9 protein-coding genes and 2 pseudogenes are annotated in these 14,767 nt (G+C 54.2%); 5 read left to right on the top strand and 6 right to left on the bottom strand.

Features of this window, described 5'->3' with window-relative positions:
• Nucleotides 1-786: 786 nt before the first annotated feature.
• Together HZS55_RS05955 and HZS55_RS05950 are read right to left on the bottom strand one after the other, a co-directional pair.
• Nucleotides 787-1,671: pseudogene (locus HZS55_RS05955) on the bottom strand (IS1595 family transposase).
• A gap of 110 nt (nucleotides 1,672-1,781) precedes the next feature.
• Nucleotides 1,782-3,182 (bottom strand): sulfatase family protein, encoded by a 1,401-nt coding sequence (locus HZS55_RS05950; protein ID WP_179910807.1) that lies wholly within the window; start codon nucleotides 3,180-3,182, stop codon nucleotides 1,782-1,784.
• A 101-nt stretch (nucleotides 3,183-3,283) separates the two neighbouring features.
• Between HZS55_RS05950 and HZS55_RS05945 the strand changes: the two are divergent.
• Nucleotides 3,284-3,918, top strand: a pseudogene (locus HZS55_RS05945) (IS6 family transposase).
• Between the two features lie 227 nt (nucleotides 3,919-4,145).
• Here HZS55_RS05945 and HZS55_RS05940 read toward each other — a convergent pair.
• Nucleotides 4,146-4,757 carry a hypothetical protein gene (locus HZS55_RS05940; protein WP_179910806.1) on the bottom strand — a complete coding sequence of 204 codons (612 nt, stop codon included), beginning with the start codon at nucleotides 4,755-4,757 and terminating at the stop codon, nucleotides 4,146-4,148.
• Between the two features lie 945 nt (nucleotides 4,758-5,702).
• On the bottom strand, nucleotides 5,703-7,067 hold the full coding sequence (locus HZS55_RS05935) for a sulfatase (protein ID WP_179910805.1): 1,365 nt from the start codon (nucleotides 7,065-7,067) through the stop codon (nucleotides 5,703-5,705).
• 139 nt (nucleotides 7,068-7,206) lie between these two features.
• Here HZS55_RS05935 and HZS55_RS05930 point away from each other — a divergent pair, with 139 nt between their 5' ends.
• The 4 genes from HZS55_RS05930 (at nucleotide 7,207) to HZS55_RS05915 (ending at nucleotide 12,660) form a co-directional block, all read left to right on the top strand.
• Complete coding sequence (locus HZS55_RS05930) at nucleotides 7,207-8,631, top strand: oligosaccharide flippase family protein (protein WP_179910804.1); 1,425 nt, start codon at nucleotides 7,207-7,209, stop codon at nucleotides 8,629-8,631.
• A 123-nt stretch (nucleotides 8,632-8,754) separates the two neighbouring features.
• Complete coding sequence (locus tag HZS55_RS05925; protein ID WP_179910803.1) at nucleotides 8,755-10,473, top strand: hypothetical protein; 1,719 nt, start codon at nucleotides 8,755-8,757, stop codon at nucleotides 10,471-10,473.
• A 114-nt stretch (nucleotides 10,474-10,587) separates the two neighbouring features.
• The gene (locus HZS55_RS05920; protein ID WP_179910802.1) at nucleotides 10,588-11,538 is read left to right on the top strand and encodes a glycosyltransferase family 2 protein; all 951 of its coding nucleotides are present in this window, start codon (nucleotides 10,588-10,590) and stop codon (nucleotides 11,536-11,538) included.
• 6 nt (nucleotides 11,539-11,544) lie between these two features.
• Nucleotides 11,545-12,660 carry a glycosyltransferase family 4 protein gene (locus tag HZS55_RS05915; protein WP_179910801.1) on the top strand — a complete coding sequence of 372 codons (1,116 nt, stop codon included), beginning with the start codon at nucleotides 11,545-11,547 and terminating at the stop codon, nucleotides 12,658-12,660.
• Here HZS55_RS05915 and HZS55_RS05910 read toward each other — a convergent pair.
• Together HZS55_RS05910 and HZS55_RS05905 are read right to left on the bottom strand one after the other, a co-directional pair.
• Nucleotides 12,657-13,499 (bottom strand): glycosyltransferase family 2 protein, encoded by an 843-nt coding sequence (locus HZS55_RS05910; RefSeq protein WP_179910800.1) that lies wholly within the window; start codon nucleotides 13,497-13,499, stop codon nucleotides 12,657-12,659. The two genes, HZS55_RS05915 and HZS55_RS05910, sit on opposite strands and share 4 nt — an antisense overlap.
• An 88-nt stretch (nucleotides 13,500-13,587) precedes the next feature.
• Nucleotides 13,588-14,610: a glycosyltransferase family 2 protein gene (locus HZS55_RS05905; RefSeq protein WP_179910799.1), complete on the bottom strand. Its 1,023-nt coding sequence runs from the start codon at nucleotides 14,608-14,610 to the stop codon at nucleotides 13,588-13,590.
• Between the last annotated feature and the right edge of the window lie 157 nt (nucleotides 14,611-14,767).

Raw genomic sequence — 14,767 nt, 5'->3', positions numbered from 1 at the left:
CTCACGCTATATTTTCTGCGCGTTCACGTGGACGAGAGTTACGCAAAAATCGTTGATTGGACCAGTGAAATGGAAGGAGTTCGTGCTCTCATACGGTTGGTTCGTGGTGCGTTCTCGGACCCATCGACTCTATAGCGGTCGTTCGAACAGGCATCCACTTGTATCTGGCATTAACTGCTTGATCGGTTGTCGGCAGCCTGCGATCCCGCCGAGTACGGTGATGCCATTTTCGACCGCAAACAGCATCCAGCCACTACAGAGACTGTTCGGATCGCCACATTCCACTGAAAGCAACGCTCCTGTTTAATACAAACTTGTATCCATGCGCGACATTCTCATATTTGCATACTGCCTCAAAGATATACTAGCAGGCCGTCAGATGACGCTGCACAATAGCGATGAGACTGAGAGTCTGGTCCCAAATATGTGCTATGACAACGAAGCGTTCCGTGAAGCACTGCATGACTTCAGCATAAGGCCCCTGATCAAACACCAAATCTTCGTACCGCACGACTACGCCCACAACGCTGGAATCAACGAAGAGGGATACCCAGTGCCTGATGACAAAGATTGTCGATCTAACTGTTAAGGACCGTTCGGCTTCGCCGTGCTAGCGCATACCTGATTTCGTGTGTTTCACGAAGTTGACCTGATATATGTGGTCGACAACATTAATCGTCCCGTCAAACAGTAAAGTCAAGCGCGATACAGCGGTCCAAGACAGTCTCCGGTTTCAGCAAACCCGTATTTTCATTTACGCTCATGGGTAAGCGATTGTTGGTGGCGTCATAGAGCGGTTTGAAGGATGGTTTTGAGTGCTTCTTCGCTTGGTTTACGATGGACACGTTTGCGAAGCTGAAACGCTCTGAAGTAGGGTGTGGGCTTGTCTTTGGAGACGTCTCGATGCGGTGAGAGCCACCGTCACGCCAGCGACGCGTGGCTCTCGCTGGTGTTCACGTGAACATCTCCATCAACGTATTCACCGCCACCGTGGACGACGTGTTCGCGGTTGAACTCCTTGTCGTCTTCAAGTGGATCGTACGCCTGAAATCTATCCATATAGACGGCTAGCGACTCTTCATCGTGGTTGGCAAGCAGGAGTCGCACGATCGATTCCTCGGCGGATTTCGCTGGTAGTACGTACTGATCTCCCGTTCCTCAGTCAACCAGCACGAACACGGGTGGCTTGTCCTTGGCATACGTTTCACGTCCGCGTGTGGACAGGCCACGCAAGGACGACAGATCGTCGCGATCGCGGTCTTTCGGGCCGGCTTTAACGTACAATTCGTCGAGTTCGACCGGTCCTTCCAGCTGTGGTCGAGGCGGGTCCAGCGCTTCCCGCGAGCGCTGGATACGGCGGCACACCGTCTTGTAGGAGACATCGATCTCTACGTCCAGTTGTTGAAGACTGGTGTTGAACCGGATGTAGGCGTAGACAGCGAGAAGCCACTTCCTGAGTCCGAGCGAGAAATCCTCGAAGACCGTACCGGTCTTGTCGTTGAACATGCGGTCATAATTTTTACAGCGATACCGTTGAAACACTCGGTAGCTTCTGTACCGAATCATGGATTCGGTACGGTAGCGCGGGCAATAGACGCCGTCGCGCCAGCGAACCTGTTGGTGCAGGTTCGCGGCGCGACGCTCCGAGACGAACGTCTTGAGTGGAATCATGCTTCGTCGGGTGGCGCGTTCGTGCCACCCTTGCCCGCTGGGACTTTCAGCTACTGCTGCGAGCTGACCAACAATCTTCTACCCAAGAGCGTTCATCTATAGATGGTGGATTAACCTAGGTATCCAAGTTCTTTTAGCCGGTCTTCGACACTGCTTGATGTCTCCAGCTCTGAGTCTGTGACCTCTCCAAAGTATCTCAGTAGTTCGCCCCTGAGTTGGTCCGCTTCATGCGCCCTGGCAGCAATGATGTTATTTTGTTCTTCGGGGTCGGTAGAGAGATCATACAGTTCGTGATCATGTTTTTCGTTATATATGTATTTTAGATCCCCTCGACGAATTGATCCCATCCGGTACGCTCCCTCAGATTGAGCATAATGATTCGGATCACCTGGAGAGGTTGTCTGGGTGATAACTGGTCGAGACAGATCCTCATTTGCCTCGGCGATCCTGAGTAACGACTCGCCCCGAGGCTTGGTATCCGTCTCAACGTCGGCAAGGTCCAGAATTGTGGGAAATACATCAATGAGGGAAACCGGAGTTTTGATCTTGCGATTAGGTACGTCTTTTCCAAACATAACCAGTGGTATCTTCACGATCTCCTCATAGAGTGTCATCGGCCGAGGGATCGTATCCCGTCCGGGATGGCTAAAGTGACCACGTTCCCAAAATTCTTCGCCGTGATCAGAAGAGACGATAACCGTCGTCTCTTCCAGATCCAATCTATTGATGAACTCTCCGAGTTGCTGGTCGAAGTTAAGGATTGAAGCGTCGTATGCATCAACGAGATACTGGCGCTGGTCTGTATCAAGCGACCAGACGAAATCACCCTTTCTCATGTGCGTCATTGCACGTTCGAGAATCCGGGCAAATCGGTTCGGATCGTACTCGAACTCGGACACCTGCTCGAAATGTTCCGGTGAAAAGACGAACGGCGTATGTGTATCCATGCCGTGAAGCCAGAGGAGATAGGGCTCTTCGACAGTCGAGATCCATTCTTCAGATTTCATAAACAGGTCGGAATCTGGCTGCCGTGAGACGATAGGTCCACGAAAACGATGGAACGTTTCTTTCGCAACCGCAGCAGCTTTACCGATTACCCCTCCTTGATGAAGTCCCCACTTAGCGAGTCGAATAAGTGGGTCTGTTTCGTTTTTGCCATCTGTGTTCTGCTTTGCTTTCGTGCCATTCGCGACGTAGTCGAAGCGGTCAGTGTATTCGAACCGCTCAAACTGGATATTCGAAGTAACTAATCCCGTGGTGTACGATGAGGAGTGTAAGTCGTCAATGAACGTAGGTTTCGTATCAACCGTAATGTGACCGTCTTCCAGTGGGTATTTGCTCGTCAGAAGAGATGGAATAGAGATAGGTGTCACGGGGCCGTTCGAATAGGACTGCTTAAATACCAACTCGGCCAACGAATCAAGGTTTGGAGTTATATTCCGGTCGTACCCGTATAGCGGCATATGATCGGCCCGCAGAGAGTCTGCTGTGATCAGAATCAGGTTTCCCATGATGGCTCAACTTTTCTTGTCCAGAACTTATCTTTTATGGGTGTAAGCCAGGTCGTGTTTAGTTAAGCGTGAAAGGTGGGGGGTGTGATTTCTTGGTGTCCATGCCGGAAATCAGCCGCCTCACCGGTCGTAGAGACTGGATCGATTTGGATTTTGTGGAGCGCGAGCGGACACCCGAGCCGGCGATAGCCCTCGGTATTCAATCGCACGTTTCGGGGCTGCCACTGTCGAATACCGTCGAATTACTTGACGCACTGGGTGTCGATCGAAGTCGCAAAGCAGTCCATGATTGGGTCCAGAAGGCCGATCTACAGCCTGAATCTGGCCAATCTCCGAATCAAGCCGCGCTTGACGAGACAGTGATTCGGATCAACGACCAGCAGTTCTGGCTGTACGCCGCTGCAGATCCCGAAACCAACGGTCTGCTTCACGTCCGGCTGTTTTCCACGACCACGACAGCCCTCATCGAGATCTTCATCCGCGAACTGCGGCAGAAACACGGTATCGAAACTGCTGTGTTTCTGTTGAAGGCGCTCAACACCTTCAAACAGCACTCCAACGAGCTGGACTCCGATTTCAAATGAATTGTCACGGAAATCGGAACACCATCGAACGAATTTTTCGGGAGCTAAAGCACCGAACGTCGTCGTTCTTGAACTGCTTCAGCCACGTCGAACCAGAAACAGCCGAATCATGGCTTCAAACATTCGTTCGCTGGCACAATGCTGCTAACTAAACACTACCGATCGCGTCTCAGTTCATTCGTCCTCCATAGTGTCCTCAAGAACTGTACCTACTACAGTTGCCGATTTGAATGGGCTGACTCCTTTTTTGTAAAATTTCTATTACATGTTGCATCAAAGAATGATCGCTACGCTTTCCGTGGGTACAGCAAGACACCTATAATCAAAAACCCAGAGCAGGCATCCCATTCCACCTCATGGGAACGTAGTAGAGGAGAGCCTATACGTCCCGAACGATGTCTTCGTCTTCGAAGCCCGCGCGGATCCCCTTCACGGTATACGAGAAGGTGTACTCGTTGGGGCCGTCGCCGAAGTCCTTGACGACGATACGCTCGGTTGACTGGTCGGTGACCTGGGCGTGGACCTTCTCGCCGCAATAGGGCGTCACCTGGACGCTGAGCGGTTCGTCGTCACTGGTGACCATCGAGAAGTGGTCGGGCAGATCCACGACCGCGACACCGTCGGTCATCTCCGTGACATCGCTCGCCTCAGTACGAACCTTGCCAGCCTCAACTGCGGTGTAGGCAACTTCCCTGGGTCCGGCGGCCGTGTCGACCGCTTGGACGAAGTTCTTTGTCCCCGTCACCTGAAGGTCGCCATTAATCTGCGTCGTCTGGTTAATCTGACCACCTAGATCCAGGTCACCATCGATTTTGGCGTCGTTGGGAGTGTAGAGACCGTAGCCGTTAGGAGCTTGGGTCTTACCTACAACCCCTTTCGCAGACCCGCTACTGGATGTTGCCTGTCCAAGTATTGCTGTCCCCTCGTTTGACTCTGTTTTACCTCTGACACCGACCGCGCTGCCCGAACTTGCGGTACCTACACCGTACACACCGATCCCGTCCGGGGAATCGACCCGACCTTTGAATCCGCGGGTGAATCCGGAGGACGACGATGCGTAGCCAACAAAAGCTCTGGCATTAGAGGCGGAGGAAGTACCCTCAATCGCTTTTGTAGTGTTATCCCCAACACTGACCAGGAGGCCCCGACTCCCGCTTGGGTCACCTTGCCATGCCTCTCCTAAATGGTCACCGCTTGCTGCACTCGCCGTGCCGCTGCTTGCGCCTAACAGACCGAGCCCAGCCAGTGAAACTAACGCACCACGTCGAGTAGTAGCAGCTAGACTACTCGAACTTTTTTCCTCTTTTTCACCTGTATCTGGCGAATCCTTCGACCATTCGTTCGCTGCATCTTTTTGATTGGTCATGGTTTTTGAAATTTGCTCACACAGCGTACCCCGCTGGTGATTAATTGTGGGATCGATATCCCCTGCCTTATGCTTTTGTATTTAAATAGGGGTCGAAAAGGGCAGAGAGTTTCGAAGTACATGTCTGAAGTTGTAGTGAAGAATTGTTTCTACATGCGCTCTTCTGAAGAACATTGTTGATTGAGCGCAATCTTGCGATTTTTTGAGTTGGGCCGTGTTTAAATGCTAGGTAGAGTGGTTGAAAGTGCTGCTTTCCGACCGTCCGAAAAAGAATCGTTGACAAGTCTCGATAGTTTTCGAGCCGAGATCGGTCTGATCTGTTCGAATTGGTTGCAGTAACTGTCCAATTTGAGCCGTCGAAGCGATCGGCCGAGCTGAACTGACGGCGCCTGTTCATCCTTGATCGGAGTACAGGTACTCAACGGCCCGAAATTCGGCGTCCAAACAAGATCTTGAATTGCTTAGTCGAGACAAGGTTGTTCCAAACACGCTCTCGTCGGCTGAAGTGGCAGTCTGAAGATTTCACAGAGATCCGAACCGCGGCATCAACAATCTGCTTCTCAAAAGCGTCTACATGTATCCGAGGTCCTCTAATTGCTGTTTTGTAGTTTCTCCGAATTCTATTTGTTCATCGTTGGCTGCGTTGAGAGAGCCGATCTCCCCCTGTCGGAGCGCCTGCTGTTCAACTTTTTCCAGTAAGGATACCCAATCCCCAGTTCCCACGTCTGTCCAGTCTTCCTCGTATTTCCGGATACCGAGACGCCCTTCGGCGACAACCCCACGGAAACCCTCCGCAGAATACACACCGGACGGTATTCCAATATTTTGATGTTTTCCCAGCGATTCTGCAACAACTCTGCCGTCACCGGGATCCGGCAATGTCCCGATACACTCTGGCAGGGTCGTGCCGCTTGTAAAGTCCAGGACAAGGTCGTAAAGATCCCGAATTGAGACCAGTTTATTTATATCAACTGAATTACATCCATTAGGCGGCCGCACGATTAGCGGAACCTGAAGAAGTTCTTCGTAAAGAAATGTTCCGTGTCCCCAGTAGCCGTGTTCGCCCAGACACTGGCCGTGGTCACCGAGTACGAGTAGAAGTGTGTCCTCTAGCCTGTCGTGGTGGTCTAGTATCTCAACCAACTTCCCTATCTGCGTATCAAGATAGTGCAGTGCGGAGTCGTAGGCATCGTTGATCCGTTGTTGGCTCTCTTCCGGAGATCTATTCAACGAGCGGAGATTCCAGTCCACGTCGATAGTCCCGTCGTTTCCGTGCCAGAACTCGTCGTGTCGCTGATCAACACTGTAGGGGTCATGTGCATCCATGAAGTTCGCGAACAAAAAGAACGGATCGTCGTCGTGCTCACCGAGCCACTGTTCAATACCCGCAATTATTTCTTCAGCGTCAGTGGATGAGAGATCCGTGCGCTTGAGATGCACACTGTTTCGAAGACGTTGAAGTGATTTCTCTGCCGTTATCCACTTGATGACATCGACAATACCGCTGATGCTCCCTGCGTCAACCTCTAACTGTCGGGGGTCACCTGCGTCCGGATATGGGACATCGGTGGTGAAGTCTGACACCGTCTCGAAACCCGTATCGAACCCGAAGTCATGGGTGAGCCAGGGGTTCGCAGTGAAACAGGCTGTCTCGTACCCACGTTCGGATAATTTTCCCGATAGAGTTCGCTCGGGTTCGACATCGAAGTATCGCTTGCGGGCGTGGGCTCCATGCACCGTGGGGAGCTGTCCGGTGAACAGCGATCCGTGGGATGGGACTGTCCAAGACCCCGTGGCATAAGCGTTCTCGAACACGTACCCTTCCTTTCCGATTTCGGTAAGTCCGCTAGTAGTCTCTCTCTGGTACCCGTACGTCGAACAGTGGTCACGTCTGACAGAGTCCAGAACAAGAACAGCGACGTTTGGGGTAGTCATTAATATTCAAGTATAGGTACTAGTCGAGGCCGATGAAACTGTTTCGCATGAGGCAGTCCCTTGCGCTCCCCTCATAGGTGGTTGATATCACAAGCATGAAACCGGTTCAGATACTTTCCACGTCTGGCCTACACGACTGATGAAATTCGAATCGTCCACGCTACGCCTGTTCGTGGGACAGGTCGGAGACGCGGTGCTGACTATCGTCGGACTCGCCTACTTCACCCGCACCGTCCCTCAGGCGGCTCTTGGGACCTTCTTTCTTTATCAAGCGGTGGTTCAGTTCGTCTCAATCCCGACCAGTTTTGGTCGGGGTGGTGCACTCATCAAGCGTCTGAGCGAGGGGCGTGACCAATCTCAGTATCTCGGCACTGCGTTCGTACTGTGGGCAGTTTCTTCGGTCGGCATCGCGCTCATTCTATGGCTCGTTCGTCCCTTCGTTGATTCGTATTTAGGGGATGGACTCACTCTCTGGCTGATCGTGGGAACCATCGTATTTCAGTTCCAGAGGATGGGTATAAGTACTCTAAAAGGAGAGGTACGAACTGGAGATGTCGGGGTAATACTCTTTGTACGGAAGCTAATCTGGGTAGTCGGCGGCGCGTTACTCATTACACAGGGACTCTCATTGCTCGCTCTTGTCGTCGCGTTCGTCCTCGGGAATCTCGCTGGGGCTGCTGTCGCTTTCCATGGAGTATCTACTCGACCCGGTACGCCGTCGTTTACACACTTCCGCTCACTCTACCAGTACTGGAAGTGGGCCGCAGCGAATCATCTTGACAGTTACCTATACAGCTGGGCGGATATCGCACTTCTCGGATACTTCCTCGGACCTGCAGTGGTTGCTGCCTACGAAATCGCGTGGCGGATCAGCAACTTTTCAGTCCTGCTCAGCAGAGCCGTTCAGGAAACGCTCCTGCCCCAGATCAGTTCGTTTGATGCCGCTGGGCGAACTGACGAGATAACTAAGAGACTCTCTACGGGGCTGTTTCTGTCGCTGCTGCTGGTGCTTCCGATTGTTTTCGGTGCCTTCGTCGTGGGCAGCCCGCTTCTTGAAATCGTGTTCGGAACGGAATACGGTATCGCCCTGACTCCGTTACTGATCTTGCTCGTGGGAAAAATTGTCGAAGCTGTAGACGGAACGTACAAGAATCTACTCTCTGGTGTGGACAAACCCCGATTGCGGGCGATAGCTGCAATCACCAGCGGGATCGCAAATATACTCATGAACGCCCTTCTGATCCCCCGGTTTGGTATCGCCGGCGCCGCGATAGCCACCACACTGGCGTTCAGTATCTCGACGGTCATCATCCTCAATTTCGTAACCTCAGAAATCGATCTCGTATTCCCTGTCGGTCAGGTAATTGGACTCTTCGTGGCTGCGATAGTGATGACCGGCGTGACGTGGGGGTTGCAGACAGTACTTGCTGTCAACACGGTATACGAACTCGCCACCGTTATCGTCCTCGGTGGAGTAACTTATTTCCTCACATGTGTCTCGATCCCCGCGACGCGTCAACCGATCGAGACGGTGGTGATGAATATCTCGGACATCTATCGGTAATAGACGCAGTCGCCGAAGTGTGGCACGACCGGGATCGGTCTATATTCGAGGAGCAGCACGCAGTGCGGTGTACCGGCGCGAGATAGAACCTTTCAAGAGTTGCGGCGTTGATTATCGGGTCACATGGACGCCGCACAGAAGCGGGATTTTACCGTAACCGCAGTGCTCTTTTCGGTGGCCATCATTTCGATTCGATCTCAGGTATCGTCGGTAACAGTCGGGGCAATTCTGGGATTAGTTTTTGTGTCTCTTTGGACCGGTCGGACGGCTATCCTAGCTGTTCTGGCAGCCACACTTGTGTTCCTGTATCCGGGCTCACAGGCGGGGTGGATTTATCGCCGCGGCTCTCACGTGGGCGTCCACGTGACACAGCAGATTCTCGTCTCCGGCTGGCCGCTCCCGGCACTTGACATCGCACGTGGCTTCCCGGAGACGCCGCTGGTCCACTTCCACGCGATCGCCGTGCACCTCGTCACAGGGTTGAGGGTGAAGCCATCAACACAGCCACACATACTCGCGACCTGGCTTCTCCCACTCTGGTATGTGTCCGTCACGCTATTGGCCTGTGGCATCACGGTACGGCAGTACAAACAAACACACGCTCTGTCAACTGCCCTGCCCCGCGTGAGCTACCTCCTCATTCCTGTAGTACTGTGGATTCCGCTGTACAACACCAAGACAGGATTCACCCGTCAAAGCATGGGTATCGCGCTGTTCGCCATCGCGGTGTACGTTCTCTTTCGCCTCTACAAGCGTGCCTCGTATCGGTTCGTCGGGCTCTCGCTGTTTTTGTTGTTCTCCCTCATCTCGGCCCATCACCTCACTAGCTTCATCCTGAACGTCTTGGTCGCCGTGGTCGTTGCTGGTGTCATTCTTCAGCGCAGAAGTCGCGTCGATCTGCCCGGCCGTCAGCTTACGGGATCAACTGTTCTCGTTCTGTACCTGACGACGGTGTTGCTGTTTCTCGCATGGCAGTTCGTTTTCACCGAAGGGGGGTCGCTGTTCACACGCTTGCTGGCGACAGTCGTAATCTCCGGCGGAAAGCTCGGAAAGATCGTCACGTTCATACTTGGTGAGAGCGTGCAGCAACAGTCGGCGCTCCCGCTGATCAAGCGAGGTCTTTTCATCCGTTTTCAGTCATTTTTCGGCCTCTGGATATACCAAGGACTACTTGCGTTCGGATGCCTGGCGCTAGCGGTCGTTCTCTATCGACGGCGAATACTCACCGACGATTGGGCGTCAATCAGCGTGCTGTCCGGTGTGATAATCGGGACTGGTGCTGCACTGTCGTGGGTGACAGGCATCGGCGGCATCAATCGGATCATGACATTCTTCGTGCTGGTCAGTGGCTGGCTCGCGCCGGCGGGAGTCTCCCTCGTCGCGAAGCGTATGGGGGAATCAAGCGTGACGCCGACACGAATTTTCGTTTTTGTTATGGCGGTCCTCGGATTGTGCTTGGTCCCGCCGTATGTGGTCGGTTTCGGTGAACCCAGATACGAACAGGGTGAAACGGATCAGCGGTTCCCGGCGCAGTATTTCGCCAGCGGTGAGTTCGTTGCGAATCACGTCACTGAGTCTACCGGCGTAATCGGCGACGAAAACGCCGAACACGTCCTTATTTCGACTGCCGGCCGGCAAGCCGGCAACTCTCCCTATCCGATCGTTAACGGGACTGTTCCACCGAACAGTGTACTATTGCTGTTTGATTACAACGATCAGTTATTTTTCGGTTCACACTTCTCAACGGGCCGGTACGCGATCTCCATGGATGAGATGGTTCGTCCGATACAGACGAACCAGTCACAAGTGTACACTAACGGCCGGGTTGATATCAACAGATGATAGATATCTATGTCTCCTTCTCCCCATAACGCCCGTTTGGCAGTTTCAACAATCTCCTACCAAAGAGCGCATAATATAAATACACGACTCAGAACGATACAGACATCCGACGATATGACCGATGAGATACCGACGGTCGCCTGCGTTGTATTAAATTGGAACACCTACGATGATACGGCAGACTGTCTCGGCTCGCTATTCGGACTCTCTTACGACAATCTTAACATCATCGTCGTCGACAACGGTTCGACTGACGGCTCGGCCGACCGGCTCGCGGACGCGTTCCCGTCGGCGACCGTAATCCGGAACGAGACGAACCTCGGTTTCGGTGCCGGGATGAACGCGGGAATCTCGGAGGCTATTCGTCACGACGCAGACTACGTCACGATCGTCAACAGTGATATCGTCGTCGACGACAGCGATCTAATCTCGAGTCTGAGGTCTACCATCGAATCAGCAGATGACATCGGGATCGTGTCTCCGAGAATCATAGAGTACCCGGAAACGAATTCACTTTGGTTCGAGCAGGGATACGTGGACGAACGAAACGGTAACGCGAGTCACTTACACTCCCATCGTAGGGTGCCAAACCTTCGAATGCATCCAGTCGTCGACGAGAGCCCCTTGTCGCAACGACCCACACTGCTATCGAACGATTATGTTCCCCTGTGCTTCGCGTTCATAGAGGCAGAGATATTTGAGGAGGTGGGTCTCCTCCCCGAACAGTATTTCATGTACTACGAGGATATCGAGTTCGCAAAACAGGTCAGAGAACGCGGCTATCGGATCGTGACTGATGCGTCGTCGGCAGTCTATCACAGAGTATCCGGAAGTTCCGATGGTGACCAGTCACCGCTTGCCGAATACTACACAGCACGCAACCGTCTCATTTTCGTCCGTGAACGGACCGAGTATGGCCCAATGGGCGTGTTCGTGTACGTCTGGTGGGTCTTAGTCAAACTCGTATATACGGCTGTCACTCGTCGGTTTAGTTCTTTCAAGGCGCTTAGTCTGGGTGCGTACGACGGGATCCTGGGACGGACAGGAAAAGGGAGGTACCCCTGAAAAGCGATGACCCACGACGAAACCTCCGTCCATATTGGCGTCAATGCGCGTACCCTGATGCATGATCAACCGGGCGGTGCGATACAGGTCGCACACGAAATCACGACCAGGCTCGCGAGACGCAACGACGGAATCACACTGTTCGGACACAGGAACATCGAGGAAGCCTATCCGAATACGACCGTCAAATCGGCCGGGTTCGCCGTGAAGTCACAACTGTTCGGCCTGCTCTGGGAACAGTCGATCCTACCGCTCTCGGCCGCGCAGTCGGATGTCGATGTCCTGTTCTGCCCGAACGCCAACAATCCGTTCGTCCGGCCGGCCGCACCCAGAGTTATCTGTGTCCACGACATCCTCAACTATCTCGGCTACGCTCCGTGGTACTACACCGCCATACAGCGGGTCCGTGTCCCCCTCAGTCTCAGAACTGCGGAGACAATCGTGACCGTCTCGGAGTTCACCAAAGGGGAACTCGTCGACCGGTTTGACATCGCCCAGGATAAGATACAGGTTGTCTATAACGGTGTCGACGACGTGTTCTTCGACCCCGGGATGGGCACTGAGACAGCCGTACCCGATGAGTACGTACTATTCGTCGGAGGAGCGCACAAGCGAAAGAACATCGACGGTGTTGTCGAGGGGTTTAAGTTGCTGAAACGGCACACGGACCTTCCGCAGAAACTACTACTGGTCGGCCCCGGGCCACGCTCTACCTACGATGATACGGGCATCGACTGGACGGATATCCGTGACGACCCGGACATCGTCACGCCAGGCTACGTCGATCAGCAGGAGTTGAAATACATCTACGAGCACGCGGACGTCTTCGTCTTTCCCTCGTACTACGAGGGATTCGGAATCCCACCGCTGGAGGCGATGGCGTGTGGTACGCCAGTGGTCGCTTCCGACCGTGCGGCACTACCAGAGGTACTTGGGGATGCGGCCGAGTACGTTGACCCGGATTCGACACGGGCGATCGCAGACGCTATTGACTCGCTGCTTGACGATAACGAACTATACAGAACAAGGACAACTTCGGGAAGAGAGCGAGCACAACGATTCCGGTGGGGCGCAGCAATCGATCAGTACCAGTCGATCCTCGAAGAGACGGCCAAGTCTTAGTAACCAGTACGCTCGCGGAATGCGGCTGTTGGTCGTGGGAACGAAAGCGAATAGATAAAAAGCGGATGCGTGAAGATACTCATCGCGGCGATAGTTGCTTGCACGGGGCGGTCATTGGCCCAGAATGTTCGCATTCTGGCCCGTGTGGTCCCCGCCAGAGTGAGGAAGTTCGCGACAGTCGGCGCGTAGAACTCCGCTTTGTCCGGGTGGACGGAATACGTATCTAGGACGGCATAGATGTCCACATCGGCGTTCTCAAGGGTCAGTGAGAGGTTGACATCCTCACACCGCGGGTGGTACCGTGCGTCAAAGACAGTCCTGTTCAGGACCTTTTGATAGATCTGACGGGGAACGATCGCACCGTCACCCGGAACGTAATTTACCCTAGCCCGTCCGGACAGTCCTGTAACATCGTAGGGAACAGTAAACCCGTATATTGAGATGAGACGGACACATTTAGCTGTCGACGAAACCCGGTGGTTCTCTCTGGCAGTTGTCAACACCACGTCATCGCTGACGTGCTTCGACAGCGTCTCAAAATATCCGTCGGCGAAAGTCGTGTCGTGGTTGTAACAGCAGATATACTCTCCTCTAGCGTGCTCAATGCCGACTTCGATACCGTCAGCGAACCCAAGGTTCCGGTCGTTTTCGTAGACCCGGAGCCGGTCGTCGTCGAACTCGGTGTTGAGGCGGTCGACCGTCCCGTCTTCGCTGTCGTTATCGACGACGATGACCTCCAGATCCTCGTACGACTGGGAAAAAACGGACCGAATAGAGTTAGCGATCCGGTCCCCGGGGTTCCAGGTGAGAAAGACAACGGAGAACGTCGGTTGACTCATTGTTTGTCGATTTCAGGTGCGGACTGCTATACAAATCTGTCTCTTCGGCGCGTGGCCCCTGCTAAAGGGAGCGTCGACGCGTCCGCAATCACCGGATCCACGTCGCCAGTATCGTCCGCGAGAGCCCGAGTGCGTACCCGACCTGTGGCTTCTTGGTCTCGCCGGCCTCACGTTCTTCGATAGTCACTGGAATCTCCTCGATCCGGAGGCCGTTCTTGCGGGCTTCGATGATCAGTTCGGGGGCGCTGAACCGCTCTTCAGTCAGCGTCAGGTCTTCAAGCATCAACCCGCGGATCGCCCGGTAGCCATTGGTGCAGTCAGTGATATCGGACTTCGTGAGAACGTTGATCACCCGAGTGAAAAACTGGATACCGGCTTCACGGACGGTGCCGTTGCCGGACTCGTCGATGCCGAGGTAGCGCGATCCCATCACGTAGTCGGCGCGATCCTCAACGATCGGTCGGACCAGTCGGTCCAGTTCGTCGGCGGGGTGCTGGCCGTCGGCGTCCATCGTCACGACGATGGCGGCATCGTTCTCGATGGCAATCTCGAAGCCAGTCTTGAGCGCCCCACCCTGGCCCTGGTTGACGTGGTGTTCGACGACGGTCGCGCCGCTGTATTGAGCCTGTTCGGCGGTATCGTCGACACAGCCGTCACAGACGACCAACGGCTGGACCTCGTACCCGCAGACCCGCTCGGGCAGGGAGTCGACTACCGAGCGGATGGTATCGCCCTCGTTGTACGCTGGAATAACGACGTACAGTTGCTCGGTCCCGCCGTCGGTCTCCGGGGCCTGATCGACCGATAGGGCGCGGTTGAGTTCGGTCATCTCCGTTCGGAGGAGTCGCAGCCGTCCGATCACGTACAGCAGGATCGCCAGCAGCGTGAGGCTCCCTATCAGCGACGCCACGACGAATCGCTTCCGGATGTCGAAGACGTTCCCAATCGAGTAGAACAGCCCCGGAACCAGCACGAATGCCGCCAGACCCCCAGCGACGACCGACGCGATGACCAGGTCCGTCCGTACGAAACGGACCCGGTAACGCTCGAATCCCCACAGCAGGACGAACGCCGCCACACCAAGGAACAGCAGTTCGGTCGTAGTTACCATGCGTGTTATGCCTCCACTCTGGACCACTCGTTTCGGGGAATAGCGTCGGTCATTCGTCGTGGCCTCTCTCGGGACCAGCTTGCGTCCAGGGGCGGACTCGGTTCAAGTTATCCCCTCGTGCGTTCGACGAATGGATAATTCCTTTGTTTTCGTCGGT

The organism is Halosimplex rubrum (assembly GCF_013415885.1).
GTDB classification, from domain to species: domain Archaea; phylum Halobacteriota; class Halobacteria; order Halobacteriales; family Haloarculaceae; genus Halosimplex; species Halosimplex rubrum.
This window is presented reverse-complemented; position numbering and strand designations above follow the sequence as displayed.